The organism is Nocardioides potassii (assembly GCF_021648885.1).
GTDB lineage: Bacteria > Actinomycetota > Actinomycetes > Propionibacteriales > Nocardioidaceae > Nocardioides > Nocardioides potassii.
Map to the genome: position 1 here is coordinate 226,670 of NZ_JAKJHZ010000009.1, position 16,275 is coordinate 242,944.

General features: G+C 72.2%; 15 protein-coding genes. 7 read left to right on the top strand and 8 right to left on the bottom strand.

The window, feature by feature from the left end; translation table 11 throughout:
- Nucleotides 1-2: 2 nt before the first annotated feature.
- The 6 genes from L2K70_RS14815 to L2K70_RS14840 all read right to left on the bottom strand — a co-directional run bounded on the left by L2K70_RS14815 (nt 3) and on the right by L2K70_RS14840 (nt 5,538).
- Nucleotides 3-998 carry a GNAT family N-acetyltransferase gene (locus L2K70_RS14815; protein ID WP_236402954.1) on the bottom strand — a complete coding sequence of 332 codons (996 nt, stop codon included), beginning with the start codon at nt 996-998 and terminating at the stop codon, nt 3-5.
- A 139-nt stretch (nt 999-1,137) separates the two neighbouring features.
- Entirely contained in the window at nt 1,138-1,653 is a 516-nt protein-coding gene (locus tag L2K70_RS14820; protein WP_236402955.1) for a hypothetical protein, read from the bottom strand.
- Complete coding sequence (gene glmM, locus L2K70_RS14825) at nt 1,650-2,999, bottom strand: phosphoglucosamine mutase (RefSeq protein ID WP_236402956.1); 1,350 nt, start codon at nt 2,997-2,999, stop codon at nt 1,650-1,652. The genes L2K70_RS14820 and glmM overlap by 4 nt, the downstream gene beginning before the upstream one ends.
- 19 nt (nt 3,000-3,018) lie before the next feature.
- Nucleotides 3,019-3,519 carry a 30S ribosomal protein S9 gene (rpsI, locus tag L2K70_RS14830; RefSeq protein WP_236402957.1) on the bottom strand — a complete coding sequence of 167 codons (501 nt, stop codon included), beginning with the start codon at nt 3,517-3,519 and terminating at the stop codon, nt 3,019-3,021.
- Nucleotides 3,520-3,536: 17 nt separating this feature from the next.
- On the bottom strand, nt 3,537-3,980 hold the full coding sequence (gene rplM, locus L2K70_RS14835) for a 50S ribosomal protein L13 (RefSeq protein ID WP_236402958.1): 444 nt from the start codon (nt 3,978-3,980) through the stop codon (nt 3,537-3,539).
- Between the two features lie 226 nt (nt 3,981-4,206).
- Nucleotides 4,207-5,538 carry a TolB family protein gene (locus L2K70_RS14840; RefSeq protein ID WP_236402959.1) on the bottom strand — a complete coding sequence of 444 codons (1,332 nt, stop codon included), beginning with the start codon at nt 5,536-5,538 and terminating at the stop codon, nt 4,207-4,209.
- 62 nt (nt 5,539-5,600) lie between these two features.
- Between L2K70_RS14840 and L2K70_RS14845 the strand changes: the two genes are divergently transcribed.
- The 7 genes from L2K70_RS14845 to L2K70_RS14875 all read left to right on the top strand — a co-directional run bounded on the left by L2K70_RS14845 (nt 5,601) and on the right by L2K70_RS14875 (nt 14,666).
- The gene (locus tag L2K70_RS14845) at nt 5,601-6,926 is read left to right on the top strand and encodes an NAD(P)/FAD-dependent oxidoreductase (RefSeq protein ID WP_236402960.1); all 1,326 of its coding nucleotides are present in this window, start codon (nt 5,601-5,603) and stop codon (nt 6,924-6,926) included.
- 78 nt (nt 6,927-7,004) lie between these two features.
- Nucleotides 7,005-8,309 carry a citrate synthase gene (locus tag L2K70_RS14850; RefSeq protein WP_236402961.1) on the top strand — a complete coding sequence of 435 codons (1,305 nt, stop codon included), beginning with the start codon at nt 7,005-7,007 and terminating at the stop codon, nt 8,307-8,309.
- 118 nt (nt 8,310-8,427) lie between these two features.
- Entirely contained in the window at nt 8,428-9,753 is a 1,326-nt protein-coding gene (locus L2K70_RS14855; protein ID WP_236402962.1) for a S1C family serine protease, read from the top strand.
- Nucleotides 9,754-9,852: 99 nt separating this feature from the next.
- Entirely contained in the window at nt 9,853-11,004 is a 1,152-nt protein-coding gene (locus L2K70_RS14860; protein ID WP_236402963.1) for an acyl-CoA dehydrogenase family protein, read from the top strand.
- 12 nt (nt 11,005-11,016) lie between these two features.
- Nucleotides 11,017-12,159 carry an acyl-CoA dehydrogenase family protein gene (locus L2K70_RS14865; protein ID WP_236402964.1) on the top strand — a complete coding sequence of 381 codons (1,143 nt, stop codon included), beginning with the start codon at nt 11,017-11,019 and terminating at the stop codon, nt 12,157-12,159.
- Nucleotides 12,159-13,310 (top strand): acyl-CoA dehydrogenase family protein, encoded by a 1,152-nt coding sequence (locus tag L2K70_RS14870; RefSeq protein ID WP_236402965.1) that lies wholly within the window; start codon nt 12,159-12,161, stop codon nt 13,308-13,310. The genes L2K70_RS14865 and L2K70_RS14870 overlap by 1 nt, the downstream gene beginning before the upstream one ends.
- 108 nt (nt 13,311-13,418) lie before the next feature.
- Nucleotides 13,419-14,666: a WD40 repeat domain-containing protein gene (locus tag L2K70_RS14875; protein ID WP_236402966.1), complete on the top strand. Its 1,248-nt coding sequence runs from the start codon at nt 13,419-13,421 to the stop codon at nt 14,664-14,666.
- Here the strand turns inward: L2K70_RS14875 and L2K70_RS14880 are convergent.
- Nucleotides 14,663-15,316 carry a hypothetical protein gene (locus tag L2K70_RS14880; protein ID WP_236402967.1) on the bottom strand — a complete coding sequence of 218 codons (654 nt, stop codon included), beginning with the start codon at nt 15,314-15,316 and terminating at the stop codon, nt 14,663-14,665. The two genes, L2K70_RS14875 and L2K70_RS14880, sit on opposite strands and share 4 nt — an antisense overlap.
- Nucleotides 15,317-15,387: 71 nt before the next feature.
- Complete coding sequence (locus L2K70_RS14885; RefSeq protein ID WP_236402968.1) at nt 15,388-16,146, bottom strand: LLM class flavin-dependent oxidoreductase; 759 nt, start codon at nt 16,144-16,146, stop codon at nt 15,388-15,390.
- Nucleotides 16,147-16,275: the final 129 nt, after the last annotated feature.

Below are 16,275 nucleotides of genomic sequence, written 5' to 3' on the forward strand. Positions count from 1 at the left end.
CGTCACAGCTGCTTCTGCAGCTCCAGGAGGGTCTCGATCGTGCGATAGCCGAGTGCCTCGTTGACGGCGTTCATGTGGGCGTTGACCTCGGCGTTGGACGTGGCGACGGCGAGGAGGCCCGGGTACGTCGCCAGCGCGAGGTCGTGGGTGGCGACCTTCAGCGCGAGGCCGAGGCGGTGCCCGCGGTGGTCGGGGTCGACGATCGTGATCCCGACCTGGCCGTGGGCGGTGTCGGTCTCGTTGACCCGGACGTCCGAGCTCCCGGCGACCGAGCCGTCGGGAGCGATCGCCAGCGCCGTCAGCACGTGCCGCCCGATCCCGACCTGGCGTTGCTCGGCGTCGCGGATGCGCTCGGGTGTCCACGCGGACGCCTGGAGGTCGAGGTCGCCGAGGGGGATCTCGTCGAACAGCATGCCGAGGAGCCGCCCGAACGACGCGACGTGCTGCTCGGGGCACACGGTGTCGAAGGTGACGATCCGGTACGCCGCCGCAGCGGCGGCCGCGTCGACCAGCCGGTCGTGCCGCTGCAGGTAGTCGGCGACCGCGAGCTCGCGGATCGCCTCGCGGCTCGCGATGTCGTACCCGAGCGCCTCCGCGAAGCCTTCGGGCCCGGTGCCGGTCGCACCCGGCGGCACGAACACCTCGCCGTGGAGCGTACGACGACCGTCCCCCGCGGCCACGACCTCGAGCTCGTCGACGATCCGTCGTCCGATGCCCTCGCGGGTGCGGTCGGGGCGGACGTAGGCGTCGACCGTCGCGGAGTGGAGGTTGTCGCGCAGCGGCCTCATCAGCAGGCCGGCGCCGACCATCTCGCGGCCGTCGATGGCGGCGAGGACGGTGACGGCGCCCTCGGGGTTGTCGGCCGGCAGGGACACGCGGGTCTGCTCCCACGCCGGCCACGGGTTCCCGGGACGGTCGGCGGTCGCGGCCCGGCCGACCTCCCACCACGCGCGCAGGGCGGCCTGGTTGCGGGGGTTGATCTGCTCGATGTCGACCACGCGGCGACGGTAGCGACGGGCACGGCGGCCGTCATGCAGTTATCTGAGGACGTGGTGGACGTCAGACGGGGTCCCGCACGTACGCCACGTCCTCAGACAACCGGGCGTGGGTCCGCCGTGCACGCGGCCAGGACCCGGCCTAGGAGGAGCGGCGCGCCTCGATCTTGTCGGCCTCCGCGAGCACGTCCTTCGCCATGGTGCGATTGCGCCACCGGACGAACAGGCCGATCAGCAGCACGAAGGCCGGGAGGCCGATCCCGAGGCCCAGCAGGGTGGTGCGCGGCGACGTCGTCTCCACCACCGACCCGTCCGGGGAGACCCAGAGGCGCCACGTGTCGCCGACCTCGTGGTCCGGGGAGCCGGCGCGGTGGAAGGTGGCGGTGCGGGTCTCGCCGTCGTCGGACCAGGTCAGGTCGTAGGTGGTGCGCGTCTTGTCGTCGTCGTTGGGCACTGCACCCTCGCGCACGGCCACCACCATGGTCTCGCGCAGGTCGGTGCCGCCGAGGACGTGGGTGCCGGCTCCGGGCGTCACGACGGTCAGGACCGCGGCGAGGACGAGCCCGACGCCGAGCGCGAGCGCGACGTCGCGGAGGGTCAGCCAGCCCGGCACCTCGGGCGCGCCGCCGTCCAGGTCCTGGCGGGGACGCCGGCTCACGACAGCGCGAGCTGACGCCGTACGACGTCCGCGAGCCGCGAGGCGACTCCCTCGGCCTCGTCGTGGGTGGGCGCCTCGACCATCACCCGCACGATCGGCTCGGTGCCCGAGGGGCGCAGCAGGATCCGGCCGCGGTCGCCGAGCACCGCCTCCTCCTCCGCGACGGCGGCCGCCAGCACGGCGTCCTCGTCGGCGCGGGTCTTGTCGACGTCGCGCACGTTGACGAGCACCTGCGGCAGACGGGTCATCACGGCAGCCAGCTCGGCGAGGGACTTGCCGGTCGTGGCCATCCGCTCCATCACGTGCAGGGTGGTGAGGATCCCGTCGCCGGTGGTGGCGTGGTCGGTGAGGATGACGTGGCCGGACTGCTCGCCACCGAGGCTGTAGCCGGAGACCTTCATCGCCTCGAGGACGTAGCGGTCACCGACCTTGGTCTGGCGCACGCCGACGCCGTTGGCGCGCATCGCCTGGACGAAGCCGAGGTTGCTCATGACCGTGGCGACGACGGTGTCCTTGGCGAGCCGGCCCTGCTCGAGCAGCGACAGCGACAGGATCGCGAGGATCTGGTCGCCGTCCACGACGTTGCCGTCGGCGTCGACGGCCAGGCAGCGGTCGGCGTCGCCGTCGAGGGCGAAGCCGGCGTGGGCGCCGTGCTCGAGGACGGCCGCCTGCAGCGACTCGAGGTGGGTGGAGCCGCAGTTGTCGTTGATGTTGAGGCCGTCGGGGTCGGCGTGGATCGCGATGACCGTCGCGCCGGCGTCCTCGAGGGCTCGCGGGCCGGCCGCGTGGGCGGCACCCGCGGCACAGTCGAGGACCACCTTGAGCCCCACCAGCGGGTGCGTGATCGTGCCCTCGAGGTGGGCGGCGTACTCCTCGACGGCCGTGGCGTAGACGCTGACCCGACCGACGTCGCCGCCGGTGGGCCGCTGCCACGGCTCGCCCATCCGGCGCTCGATGGCGATCTCGATGGCGTCGTCGAGCTTGTGCCCGCCGCGGGCGAGGAACTTGATGCCGTTGTCGGGCATCGGGTTGTGCGAGGCCGACAGCATGACGCCGAGGTCGGCGCCGAGCTTGTCGGTCATGTAGGCGACGCCGGGCGTCGGCAGGACGCCCAGCAGGAGCACGTCGACGCCGGCCGAGGCGAGGCCTGCGACGACGGCGGCCTCGAGGAACTGGCCGGAGATGCGCGTGTCCCGGCCCACCACGGCGAGGGGACGGTGCCCCTCGAACTCGCCGCGGTCGGCCAGGACGTGTGCTGCACACACGGACAGGTCCAGGGCCAGCTCGGCAGTGAGATCTGCGTTGGCCAGGCCCCGGACCCCGTCCGTGCCGAAGAGTCGCGCCATCGGACGAGACCCTGGGAGATCAGCGCTTCGAGAACTGCGAGGCCTTGCGGGCCTTCTTGAGGCCGGCCTTCTTGCGCTCGACGACGCGGGCGTCGCGGGTCAGCAGACCGGCCTTCTTGAGGGCCGGGCGGTTGGCCTCGACGTCGATGCCGTTGAGCGAGCGGGCCACGCCGAGGCGCAGGGCGCCGGCCTGGCCGGCGATGCCGCCGCCGTGGATGCGGGCGATCACGTCGAAGCGGCCCTCGAGCTGCAGCTCGACGAACGGCTCGTTGGCGATCTGCTGGTGCAGCTTGTTGGGGAAGTAGCTGTCGAGCGTGCGGCCGTTGATGGTCCACTGGCCGGTGCCGGGGACGAGGCGGACGCGGGCCACGGCCTCCTTGCGACGGCCGGTGGCCGCGCCGGGGGCGATGGTGGCCGGGCGGGCCGGGGTGTCGGCCGAGGCGTCGCTCTCGGACGTGTAGGCAACGCCGTCGGCGTCGGTCTCGAAGGTCTCCTCGACCTCGGTGGTGTTCTCAGTCATCTGTGAGTCCTCAGTCGTCACTGGGAGATCTGCGTGATCTCGAAGGGAGTGGCCTGCTGGGCCAGGTGCGGGTGGTCGGGGCCGGCGTAGACCTTGAGCTTCTTCAGCATCTGGCGACCGAGCTTGTTCTTCGGGAGCATGCCCCACACGGCCGACTCGATGGCCTTGCGGGCGTCCTTCTCGAGGAGCTCGCCGAAGGGCGTGGCCGAGAGGCCGCCCGGGAAGCCGGAGTGGCGGTAGGCCATCTTGGTGGTCTTCTTGGTCCCCGACAGCGACACCTTGGAGGCGTTCACGATGATCACGAAGTCGCCCATGTCCATGTGAGGAGCGAAGGTCGGCTTGTGCTTGCCGCGGAGGAGGTTCGCGGTCTGGACGGCGAGGCGTCCGAGGACCACGTCGGTGGCGTCGATGACGAGCCACTCACGCTGGATGTCAGCGGGCTTGGGGCTGTACGTGCGCACGGCGATGTACCCGTTCTCGTTCGTTGGTCCCGAACCCCGGTCGGGGATCGGAATGGAGCTGCGGCTTCTGACGAACACGGCCCGGCTCGCTCCCCCGCTCGTCGTGCGAGACGAGGGATGACGTCCGGATCTGCACCCGTCCCCGGAGAGGACGGACGCGGCAGGAGTCGCGACCAGCAAGGGTACGGCGTCCCCGCGAGGGGGGTCAAAACGGCGGACCGGAGGTTCAGCGGCCGATCCGGCGGGTGAAGATCTGGAGGTCCCCGTCGCCCAGCACCGGCGGCGGCACCCCCATCGCCTCGCTCCCGGACGCAAAGGCCACCGTACGCCCGTCGCCGGAGGCGTCGAAGCCGTAGTCGTCCCACCACGCGTCGCCCGGCGTCAGTGACCGTACGCCGTCGCCGCGCTGCCAGACGAAGACGCCCTGGTAGTTGGCGAACCGCCCCGCGCCAGCCCGCGCGTAGGCCCGCTCGCGGCTGCCGAAGAAGACCCGGCGCCCGTCGTCGGACACCTGGGCGACATCGACCTCGGAGTCGTTGTCAGGCGTGCGGTTGACCAGCCGGACGTCGCCCGAGCGGCGATCGGTCCACCAGAGGTGGACCGGCTTGTCGGCGATCGGCGTCGCCGCGATCCCCCCGTCGGAGCAGGCGCCGGTGACGTAGCGCCCGGTCCCGCTGATGCTCAGCCCGGTCCAGCCGCACCCGGTGTCGGTGGGCAGTCCCTCGTCCTGGGTGAGCGGCATGGACCACGTGCCACGCACCCCCTGGCTCCGACTGAGGACGTACACGTCGGGCAGCGCGCCGCTGTCGCGACCGGCGAGCACCTCGGTGGTGACCACCGCGGCAGCGCTCCCGTCGCCCGAGATCCGCACGGACCCGGACGCGATCTCGGCGGTCGCGAGACGCCGGACCTTGCGCGAGCCCCAGTCGTAGAGGAAGTAGTCGGGCACGCCGTTGGTGTCACCGGCGACGAGGTCGGTCGCGCGGGAGAAGAAGCCGACGTCACCGTTGTCGGCGACGTCGGGCGAGCAGGAGTAGTCGTCGGCCTCTCCCCCGCCCGGTGTGGACGAGGCGCGACGGACGGTCCCCTTTCTCAGGTCGCGCACGAAGACGTCGCTGTTGGGGGTGTTGTCGTCGACGTCGGTGGAGTCGGGCCCGACGAGCTCGTCGGTGCTGCAGAAGGCAACGAAGCGGCCGTTGGGCGAGAGCGAGACCGACTCGGCGACGTCGGCGAGGCGACCGCGACGGTCCGCACCGACGGCCCGCACCCTCCCCGTCCGGTTGTCGCGCAGGTAGACCTGTCGCTGGCCCGCGCGGGTGCGCCGGTCGAGGTTCGTGGCCCCGGAGCCGAACGCGACCCACCGCCCGTCTCTGCTCACCGAGGCGCCGGTGGCATCGTTGTCGGCTGGGCGGCCCTTCGCGTCGACCGACACCATGACGAAGCGCTTCGATGCCGCCGCGCGCGCGTCCGGGGCGTCCGCAGGAGCCGGGCCTGCGCCGAGGAGGGTGGTCGCGAGCACGAGCGTGGTCGCACCGGTGATGGTCGCCGAGAGTCCCATGTCCGCACGTTGCCAGCGCGGGACCTCACGGTGGAACACCCGCAGGGGGTCAGAATGACCGCGTGCGCAACGGTGGTGTCTCCTTCTGGTGGCAGCAGGTCGGGCTGCCGGTCCCGGCCGACCGGCTCGACGGCGACGTCACGTGCGACGTCGCGATCGTCGGTGCGGGCCTGACCGGCCTGTGGACGGCGTACTACCTCCACGAGGCCGACCCCTCGCTCGACATCCGGGTCGTCGAGGCCGAGTTCGCCGGCTTCGGCGCCTCGGGCCGCAACGGCGGCTGGCTCTCGAGCGAGCTCCCCGGCAGCGCGCGGGCGTACGCCGACGTGGCGGGCGAGGCCGGCCTCGCGGCGATGCGCGACGCGGTCCGCGGCTCGGTGCACGAGGTGATCGACGTCGCCGACCGCGAGGGCATCGAGGCCGACATCCGGCTCAGCGGGGTGCTGTACGTCGCCCGCTCGCAGGCCCAAGCCGACCGCCTCGGCGGCGAGCTGTCCGCGGCACAGGTCGCGGAGCGGGTCCGCGTCGCCGGTGCGGTGGCCGGCCACTACGACCCCGGGTGCGCGCGCGTGCACCCCGCCAAACTGGTCAGCGGTGTCGCGCGCGCCGTCCGGGGGCGGGGCGTCCGCATCCACGAAGGCACGCGCGCCGTCAGGATCGAGCCGGGCGCGGTGGTGACCGACCGCGGCACGGTCCGCGCGCCGACGGTGCTGCGCTGCCTCGAGGGCTTCACCGCGGGACTGGCCGGGCACCGCCGGGAGTGGCTGCCGATGAACTCCGCGATCATCGCGACGGCACCGCTCACCGCAGCGCAGTGGGACGAGATCGGCTGGGCCGGCGAGGAGCTGCTCGGCGACGAGGCGCACGCCTACTGCTACGCCCAGCGCACGGCGGACGGGCGGATCGCGATGGGTGGGCGCGGCGTCCCCTACCGCTTCGGCTCCCGCACCGACGTCGACGGTCGCACCCAGGACTGGACGATCGAGTCGCTGCGCTCGACGCTGGCCTCGCTGTTCCCCTCGCTCGCGGGCGTGACGATCGACCATGCGTGGTGCGGCGTGCTCGGCGTGCCGCGCGACTGGAGCGCGAGCGTGGCCTACGACTCCTCGACCGGCCTCGGCCACGCCGGCGGCTACGTCGGCTCCGGGCTGACCGCGACCAACCTGGCCGGCCGCACGCTGCGCGACCTCGTGCTCGGTCGCGACTCCGACCTCACCGCACTGCCGTGGACCGGGCACGTCGTACGCCGCTGGGAGCCCGAGCCGCTGCGGTGGGCCGGCGTCCACACGCTCTACCGCCTCTACCGCGCGGCCGACCGTCGCGAGGACGCCGGGCTCGCACGGACCAGTCGCGTCGCGCGGATCGCGAACCGCGTCGCCGGTCGCTGACTGGACACCGGGTTCGCGCTCGCGCGACCCCCGCGGCTAGGTTGGAGCGACAACCCAAGACGTAGGACAGGAGCCGACGTGACCGACGTAGCGGCCAAGGATTCACTGACCGTCACCGACAACCGGACCGGTCAGCAGTACGACATCGCGATCACCGACAACACGATCGCGGCCAAGGACCTCGGACAGATCCGCCTGAACGACGACGAGCCCGGTCTGGCCACCTACGACCCCGGCTTCGTCAACACGGCGTCGTGCCGCTCGTCCGTCACCTACATCGACGGCGACAAGGGCATCCTCGAGTACCGCGGCTACCCGATCGAGCAGCTGGCCGAGAAGTCCAGCTTCCTCGAGGTGGCCTACCTCCTGGTCAACGGCGAGCTGCCGACCAAGGAGCAGTACGACGCCTGGGTGCACGAGATCACCTACCACACGTTCGTCCACGAGAACGTCAAGACGTTCATGCAGGGGTTCCGCTACGACGCCCACCCGATGGGCATGCTGATGGCCTCCGTCGGCGCGCTGTCGACGTTCTACCCCGACGCCCGCAACATCAGTGACGCCGACAACCGCCACATGCAGATCGTCCGGATGATCGCGAAGATGCCGACGCTCGGCGCCTGGTCGTTCCGTCACGCGCAGGGCAAGCCCTACGTCTACCCCGACAACGACCTCGGCTACACCGCCAACTTCCTCTCGATGCTCTTCAAGATGAGCGAGTCGAAGTTCGAGGCCGACGAGCGCCTGGTCAAGGCCCTCGACGTGCTCTTCATCCTCCACGCCGACCACGAGCAGAACTGCTCGACCAACGCGGTCCGCTCCGTCGGCTCCTCGCAGGTCGACCCCTACTCGGCCGTCGCGGCCGGCGTGGGCGCCCTCTACGGCCCCCTCCACGGTGGCGCCAACGAGGCCGTCCTGCGGATGCTCAAGCGCATCGGCTCCAAGGAGAACATCCCCGCCTTCATCGACGGCGTGAAGGACGGCAACGAGCGCCTGATGGGCTTCGGCCACCGGGTCTACAAGAACTACGACCCGCGCGCGAAGATCATCAAGAAGTCCGCCGAGGACGTCTTCGAGGTCACCGGCACCAACCCGCTCCTCGACATCGCGCTCGAGCTGGAGAAGATCGCGCTGGAGGACGAGTACTTCGTCAAGCGCAAGCTCTACCCCAACGTCGACTTCTACTCGGGCCTGATCTACGAGGCCTTCCAGTTCCCGCCGGAGATGTTCACCGTGCTCTTCGCCATCGGCCGTACGCCGGGCTGGCTGGCGCAGTGGGCCGAGCTGGTCCAGGACAAGGACCAGAAGATCGCCCGCCCCAAGCAGATCTACACCGGGGACCGCGAGCTGACGTTCACCGCGGCGTCCGAGCGCTGGACGTGACCACCGCACGCTGACGCACGACCCGAGGACCCCCGGCGGGCGCCGGGGGTCCTCGTCATTTCTTCACTTCCCAGCCCTCTCTCAGCCGACGCACAGAGAGCCGACGCAGGCTCGAGGCATGAGCGACGACCAGTACCCCCAGCAGCACCCCGGCCGGCCCGAGGGGCAGGACCACGACCACTCCCCCTTCCAGCGGCCGCAGCCGCAGCAGCCTCAGCAGCCGCAGCACCACCCCCGGCAGGACCAGGACCCGTACGGGCAGCACGGGCCGCACGGCCAGCACGCGCACCAGCAGTGGTCGGGTGGGACGGCCACCCAGCAGCGACCGGCGCGCTCGCGTCGTACGGGTCTCGCGGCAGCGGTGCTGGCGACCTCGCTCCTCGTGGGTGGCGGTGCCGGGCTGGGTGGCGCGGCCGTGTGGGACGCGACCCACGACGGCACGGCCGGCACGCCGAGCGCGTCGGCCTCGCCGAGCACCTCCACCGTCGCCAACCAGACCACGAGCGCCCCGGCCGACGGCTCGGTCGAGTCGGTGGCCCAGAAGGTGCTGCCGAGCGTCGTGCAGATCGACGTCACCGGCAACGGTGAGGCCGGCTCCGGCTCGGGGATCATCCTCACCTCGGACGGCACGATCCTGACCAACAACCACGTCGTCGAGGTGGCCGGCCAGGGCGGGTCGATCAGGGTCGACTTCAACGACGGCACCAGCGCGGACGCCAAGGTCCTCGGCACGGACCCGCTCACCGACACCGCGGTGATCCAGGCCGAGGGCGTCTCGGGGCTCACCCCGGCGACGATCGGCAAGTCGGCCAACCTCGAGGTCGGCCAGGGGGTCGTGGCCGTCGGCTCCCCGTTCGGCCTCGACGCGACCGTGACCAGCGGCATCGTCAGCGCCCTGAACCGGCCGGTCAACGTCGGGTCGGACGCCCAGGGCAACTCGACGACGTACCCCGCCATCCAGACCGACGCGGCGATCAACCCCGGCAACTCCGGCGGTCCGCTGGCCGACATGACCGGAGCGGTCGTCGGGATCAACTCCTCGATCCGCACCGCCACGGCGCAGACGTCGGGACAGTCCGGGTCGATCGGCCTCGGCTTCGCGATCCCGATCGACGAGGTCATGCCGATCGTCGACCAGATGGTGAAGGGCGAGACCCCGACCCACGCACGGCTCGGCATCCAGGTCGGCGACCCGCAGTCCGGTGACGCGGAAGGTGCCGTGGTCAACGAGGTCTCGGCGGGCTCCACCGCCAGCAAGGGCGGCCTGGCCTCCGGCGACCTGATCACCAAGGTCGACCAGCAGAGGATCACCGACGCCGACTCGCTCGTCGCGACCATCCGCTCCTACCGCCCCGGCGACTCGGTCACGGTGACCTGGACGACGGGCAACGGGCAGGAGCAGAGCGGGTCCTTCGTGCTCGACAGCGACGCCACGACGAGCTGATCGCCCCCGCCCGTCCGCAGTCTTGGGCCGGCCGCGCCATGATGGGGCGGCCGGCCCCTGCTGTGTCCGCCGGCCACTCGTGAGGAGCGAAGGAGTCACATGCAGCTCGAGCTGAGCCCGGAGGACGCGGAGTTCCGCGACCGTGTGCGCGAGGTCTTCACCACGAAGGTCCCGCAGGAGATCCGCGACACGGTGCTGGAGGGCCGCCACCTCACCCGCGACCAGATCGTCGAGAGCCAGCGGGCACTCAACGCCGAGGGCCTCGCCGTTCCCCACTGGCCGGTGGAGTGGGGCGGCCAGGACTGGACGGACCTCCAGCGACACCTGTGGCACGAGGAGATGCAGCGCGCCGGGGTGCCGATCCCGCTCGCCTTCAACGCCTCGATGATCGGGCCGGTGCTGGCGCAGTTCGGGACCGAGGAGCAGAAGCAGCGCTTCCTCCCGCCGACCGCGAACCTCGACATCTGGTGGTCGCAGGGCTTCTCCGAGCCCGACGCCGGCTCCGACCTCGCGAGCCTGCGCACCGCGGCGGTGCGCGACGGCGACGACTGGGTCGTCAACGGCCAGAAGACCTGGACGACGCTCGGCCAGTACGGCGACTGGATCTTCACGCTGGTGCGCACCGACCCGGAGGTGAAGAAGCAGGCCGGCATCTCGATGCTGCTGATCGACATGACCACGCCGGGCGTGGAGGTGCGACCGATCGAGCTCATCGACGGTGGCCACGAGGTCAACGAGGTCTGGTTCTCCGACGTCCGGGTCCCCGGTGACCTCCTCGTCGGAGAACCCGGCGGGGGCTGGACGATCGCGAAGTTCCTGCTCGGCAACGAGCGCGTCGGCGTCGCCCCGGTGGGCGCGACCAAGCGCGCGCTGGCGACGCTCAAGACCACCGCGGGCGACCTGATGGACGACCCGCTGGTCCGCGCCCGGGTCGCCGAGCTGGAGAACGAGCTGCTCGCCCTCGAGCTCACCGCGCTGCGCGTGGTCGCCCACTCCTCCGACGGCGCACCGCACCCGGCCTCGTCGGTGCTCAAGCTGCGCGGCACCGTCCTGCAGCAGGCGGTCAGCGAGCTCGCCCTCGACCTGGCCGGGCCGGCGTCGCTGGCCGCGCGCGCGGAGGACGACTCGCCGCAGGAGGGCTGGGCCCGCCGCACGGCCCCGACCTACCTCAACCTCCGCAAGGCGTCGATCTACGGCGGGTCCAACGAGATCCAGCGCCAGATCATCAGCCGCACGATCCTGGGACTCTGAGAGGCACGCGCGATGGACTTCACCTACGACGACGAGCAGCAGGCACTGCGCGAGGCCGTACGCGGCCTGCTCAAGGACGCGTACGGCGACCACGAGGCGCGGCGTCAGGCCGTGGCCACCGACGACGGGTTCGACCGCGCCCTGTGGGGCCGGCTGGCCGAGATGGGCGTGCTCGGGCTGCCCTTCAGCGAGGACGACGGTGGCGTCGGCGCCGGTCCGGTCGAGATCGGGATCGTGTGCCAAGAGCTGGGCCGCGTGCTCGCGCCCGAGCCCTACCTCGCCTCGGTCGTGCACGCCGGCGGCCTCGTTGCGGCGGTCGGCTCGCGCGAGCAGAAGGCCGACCTGCTCGGACGGCTCAGCGCCGGCGAGGTCCAGCTGGCCGCTGCCGACACCTCCCCGGGCGGGCGCTGGGCCTCGCGCGCCGACGGCGTACGCGCCTCGGTCGACGGTGACACGTGGACGCTCGACGGCGTCGCCGACCCGGTCGTCGGCGGCGCGACCGCGGACGTCCTCGTCGTGACCGCGGCGCTGCCGGGAGACGGCGCAGGCACCGGGGTCTTCGTGGTCGACGCCGCCGCCGTCACCCGGACGGGCTACGCGGCCGCCGACCTGACCCGCGCGGCCAGCGTCACCTTCGAGGCCAGTGCAGCGACCCCGCTCGGCGAGCCGGGCCGCGACCTGACCGACAGCATCGCGACCATCAGCGACCTGACCCGCATCATGGGCGCCAACCAGGCCCTCGGCGTGATGCAGAGCCAGGTGCGCGCGACGACCGACTACCTCAAGAGCCGCAAGCAGTTCGGCGTCACCCTCAACACCTTCCAGGCGCTGACGTTCCGAGCCGCCGACATGTACGTCGAGCTCGAGCTCGCGCACAGCATGGTCGACTGGGCGACGATGACGATCGCGGGTGGCGACCGCGAGGTCGTGGCCGACGCGGCCGACCGGGTGGGGCTCGCCACCGCCCGTGCCGGGCGGCACATCGGCCAGGAGGCGATCCAGCTGCACGGCGGCATCGGCATGACGGCCGAGTACGCCGTCGGCGTCGGCACCGCGCACCTCGAGGTGCTCGACCAGTGGCTCGGCAACGCCCACCACCACCTGACCCGGCTCTCGTCGCGGGTCACCGACCACGAGCTGGTCGAGGCGGTCTGATGGACCTCTCCCTCACCGAGGAGCAGGAGGCGTTCCGTTCGCTGGCCCGCGACTTCCTGGAGCGGGAGGCCGTCCCGCACCGGATGCAGTGGGACCACGACGAGTCCGTCGACCTCGCGATCGTCCCGAAGATGGCCGAGCTCGGCTTCTTCGGGCTCACGATCCCCGAGCAGTACGGCGGTGTCGGCGGCGACTACGTCACCTACTCCCTCGCGATGGAGGAGCTGGGCCGCGCCGACTCGGCGCTGCGGGGCATCGTGTCGGTGAGCAGCGGGCTGGTCGGCAAGTCGATCCTGTTCCACGGCAGCGAGGAGCAGAAGCAGGAGTGGCTGCCGCAGCTGTCCGCCGCGACGAAGCTCGGCTGCTTCGGCCTCACCGAGCCCGGCACCGGGTCGGATGCCGGCAACCTCACCTCGCGCGCTGTCCGCGACGGCTCGGACTGGGTCATCGACGGCCGCAAGGTCTTCATCACCAACGGCACCTGGGCCGACGTCGCGCTCGTCTTCGCCCGCACCAGCGACGGCGGTCCGCGCGGCGTGACGGCGTTCCTGGTGCCGACCGACTCCCCCGGCTTCGAGGCCCGGGAGATCCATCACAAGCTAGGGCTGCGCGGCCAGGCGACCGCCGAGCTGTTCCTCGACGGCGTACGCGTCCCGGACGCCGCCCGTCTCGGCGAGGTCGGCCAGGGCTTCAAGATCGCGATGGGCACCCTCGACAAGGGTCGCCTCGCCGTCGCCTCCAGCTGCGTGGGGATCGTGCAGGGATGCCTCGAGGCGTCCGTGGCCTACGCCACGGAGCGCACCCAGTTCGGCAGGCCGATCGCATCGTTCCAGCTCGTGCAGGACCTCATCGCCGACATCTCGCTCGACGCCGACGCCGCACGGCTGCTCGCGTGGCGGTGCGCCGACCTCATCGACCGCGGCGAGCCCTACGGGGTGGCGGCGTCCAAGGCCAAGCTGTTCGCCTCCGAGGCCGCGGTGCGTGCGGCCAACAACGCGATCCAGGTGCACGGAGGCGCCGGCTACGTCGACGACTTCCCGGTCGCGAAGTACCTGCGCGACGCCCGCGTGATGACCCTCTACGAGGGCACGTCGCAGATCCAGAAGCTGTTGATCGGCCGCGCCGAGACGGGGATCAACGCCTTCACCTGACCGGTTCCTGCAGGAGTCACCGCTCACCCGGTGACTCCCACCGATGTGCGGTGATCCTGACGCGGCAGCCACGTCACGGTCACCGCACAACGTCGCTAGAGTCCCGTCATGCGTGCGGCTGCGGGGGTGCCTCTGGTGCTCGGCCTCTGCGCGTCCGGCCTCGTCGTCGCCCTCGGGTCCGGGCACGAGCGGCCTGCACCCGACGCCGACACCTATGCGGTGCCCGCCGAGCTGGCCGACTACTCCTACGTCACCGGCACGGTCTCGTCGTCGCCACCCGGTCCGGCGGTCGCTCTCTTCCAGCACGGGTTCGGCGTCGAGCTCATGGACTTCCCCCAGGCGGTCGTGCTCGGTGCCGGCGGCGACCGCTACCGCCGCGTCGACGTCGCCGAGGCGCGCGCCGGGGCCGAGACGCAGGGCGATCCCGCGCCGATGCTGCTGTCCCCGGACGGGCGATACGTCGCGGTGGGCGACCACGACGTCGGCGGCGATCACCCTGACGTGGCGGTCGTCGACCTGACCACCGGGGAGACGACGTCGTACGACCTCCCGCAGGGTCGCAGCGTCGTACCCGTCGCCTTCTCCACCGACAGCGGGTCGCTCGCGATGCTGCTCTCGGACGAGCCGACGAGTCCCTACGCCGGCGGGCGGATCAGCGGCACGGTCGGGGTGCTCGACCTCGGCCGCGGCAGGACGGCCACCATGCGGGTGGAGGACGCGACCGCGGTGGCCTTCTCCTCGACCGGCTCGATGGCCGTGGAGCACGTCGGCAGCACGGGGTACGGCATCACTGTCGTCGACTCGACGGGCACCGTGGAGGAGCTGACCCCGGACGGCGTGCTCGCCGGCCCGACGGCGTGGTCGCCCGACGGCAGCCTGCTCGCCATCACGACCGTCGACCCGGCGGGCGCACCGGTCGGGTCCGGGGACCCGGGCACCCCCGACGGTCTCGCGTTCGTGGACCCGTCGGGCACGGCGACCGACGTACCCGACCCGCTCCCGCTCCCCCTGTCGCCTCCCGGGCGCGTGCTCGCGTGGAACGGCGACGACGAGGTGGTCATGCTGCTGTCCGACTCGTCCGACACCGCCACGCTCGCGTCCGTGCCGCTGGACGGCTCGGAGCCGCGCACCCTGATGCGGATGGACGACCTGGGCTCCTACGGCGTCGGACGGTTCCAGCTGGCCGCCGACGCCGGCGGTCGGCTCGAGGTGGTCGACCCGGCCGGCGTCGACCGCGGGCCGTGGCCGTGGTCGTGGCGCCTCGGCGGTGCCGTCCTCGCCGGCCTGCTCGTGTGGCTCGTCGCGTGGATGGCCGTCTGGGTCGTCTCGCGCGCCCGGCGGCGAGTCGCGACCTAGGAGCAGCTGCCGCCCGACGGGTCACACGCACCCCAGCCGCGCAGCGGCGCGCTCCATCGTCGGCCGTTGGGGGCCGAGTCACCGTGGGAGCCGCGCGTGAGGGACACGACGGCACGCCACGCGCCGGGTGAGTCACCCGGCGGGTGGGCACCGAAGCACCAGAACACGTCGAACGAGATGCCGACGCCCTTCGCCCCCGCCCTCACGTCGTAGACGGGCTTGTCGCCGTCCTCGTCCACGCAGGCACCGATCGCACGCCGGGCGCCGTCCGTCCCCCAGGTCTCGCCCTTGCGCAGCACCTGCTCGAGTCGCAGGTTCTTCCCCTTTCCCGTCGAGAGCTGGAGGTCGTAGCGCCCCTCAGGCATCGCGTCGAGGTCGGTGTCGAACCACACGGTCAGGTGCTGCCCCGCGCGCATGCCGTCGGGGACGCTCACGACGACGTCCTGCTCCGACACCCAGTACCAGCTCGAGCGCAGCGTCACCGACGCGATGTCGGCGTCGTCCGGCGACGTGCGCGAGTCGCGCACGACGACCTTCGTCGGCAGGCCGGCACGGTCGACGGTCCCGTCCGGCGCAGGCGCGGCGCTGGCGGGCATGGTCGCGATCGGGAGCAGCGCGGCGACGGCGGCTGCAGCGACGAGCTTCTTCATGGCGTTCCCCTCATGGTCCCCTGTGCCCGCCATCCTCCTCCCGCCCGGCCGCCCGCGCGGTGGTGCTGGCCCTACTCCTGCGGACCGGCGTGCGGGCCTGCCGCGACGAGGCGTCGTACGGCGTCCAGGTCGAGGTCGTAGGGCCCGACGCGGGTCAGCACCCACGACGCACCCCTGTCGAGCCAGGGAGCGGGGTCCTGCGTCGGCTGCAGGTCGACCACGACGTCGAAGCCGTCGGCCGGGTCGTGCGCGGCGAGGTCGCCGACCACCCGGTCGAGGTCGCTGGGGCCGTCGAGCCCGATGACGAAGAAGCCGTCGTACCTCGCCGCCCGGCGCAGCGGTGCCTGGTTCGGGAAGCGCCCCGCCATCCAGATCGGCACCCGCGGCGCGGGGCGGAAGCCGCCGCCGAGGTGTCCGGTCAGCGCCTCGAGCCCCTCGTCGAGCAGGCGGGCGCGCGCCTTCGGGTCGGGCTCGTCGCCGTAGTCGCTGAACTCGCCCACCCAGTCGTCACCGAGGCCGAGCCCGAGCACGAACCGCTCCCCCGACAGCACCGCCAGGCTCGCCGCCTGCCGCGCGAGCACCTGCGGCCTGCGCCGGGCCAGCGGCGTCACCATCGGGCCGAACACCATCCGCTCGGTGCGCATGGCGACCGCGGCGCAGCAGGTCCACACGTCCGCGATCTCGGCCACGCGGTCGCCGTACTGCAGGTGGTCCCACACGAAGAACCCCTCCCACCCGGCCCCCTCGGCCTCGGCGGCGAGGTCGCCGACCACCCGGGGGTCGGCGAGGGCGTCGAAGGGTGCGACGAACAGTCCGCGGCGAGCAGTCATGCCTTGATCATGCCCTCGCCCACACGTGTCCGGGTCGTGGCCCTCGATCGACCGGTTCGAGGGCCACCTCGAGGACACGTGTGCGACGGCGGCGCCGGACTACGCCCGCGCCCGCCGCATCTGGCGGCG

What these genes read in the sequence shown, in the direction of transcription:
- glmM (WP_236402956.1), bottom strand. Translation starts at nt 2,999, where the DNA reads ATGGCGCGACTCTTCGGCACGGACGGGGTCCGGGGCCTGGCCAACGCA.
- rpsI (WP_236402957.1), bottom strand. Translation starts at nt 3,519, where the DNA reads ATGACTGAGAACACCACCGAGGTCGAGGAGACCTTCGAGACCGACGCC.
- L2K70_RS14840 (WP_236402959.1), bottom strand. Translation starts at nt 5,538, where the DNA reads ATGGGACTCTCGGCGACCATCACCGGTGCGACCACGCTCGTGCTCGCG.
- L2K70_RS14855 (WP_236402962.1), top strand. Translation starts at nt 8,428, where the DNA reads ATGAGCGACGACCAGTACCCCCAGCAGCACCCCGGCCGGCCCGAGGGG.
- L2K70_RS14860 (WP_236402963.1), top strand. Translation starts at nt 9,853, where the DNA reads ATGCAGCTCGAGCTGAGCCCGGAGGACGCGGAGTTCCGCGACCGTGTG.
- L2K70_RS14865 (WP_236402964.1), top strand. Translation starts at nt 11,017, where the DNA reads ATGGACTTCACCTACGACGACGAGCAGCAGGCACTGCGCGAGGCCGTA.
- L2K70_RS14870 (WP_236402965.1), top strand. Translation starts at nt 12,159, where the DNA reads ATGGACCTCTCCCTCACCGAGGAGCAGGAGGCGTTCCGTTCGCTGGCC.
- L2K70_RS14875 (WP_236402966.1), top strand. Translation starts at nt 13,419, where the DNA reads ATGCGTGCGGCTGCGGGGGTGCCTCTGGTGCTCGGCCTCTGCGCGTCC.
- L2K70_RS14880 (WP_236402967.1), bottom strand. Translation starts at nt 15,316, where the DNA reads ATGAAGAAGCTCGTCGCTGCAGCCGCCGTCGCCGCGCTGCTCCCGATC.
- L2K70_RS14885 (WP_236402968.1), bottom strand. Translation starts at nt 16,146, where the DNA reads ATGACTGCTCGCCGCGGACTGTTCGTCGCACCCTTCGACGCCCTCGCC.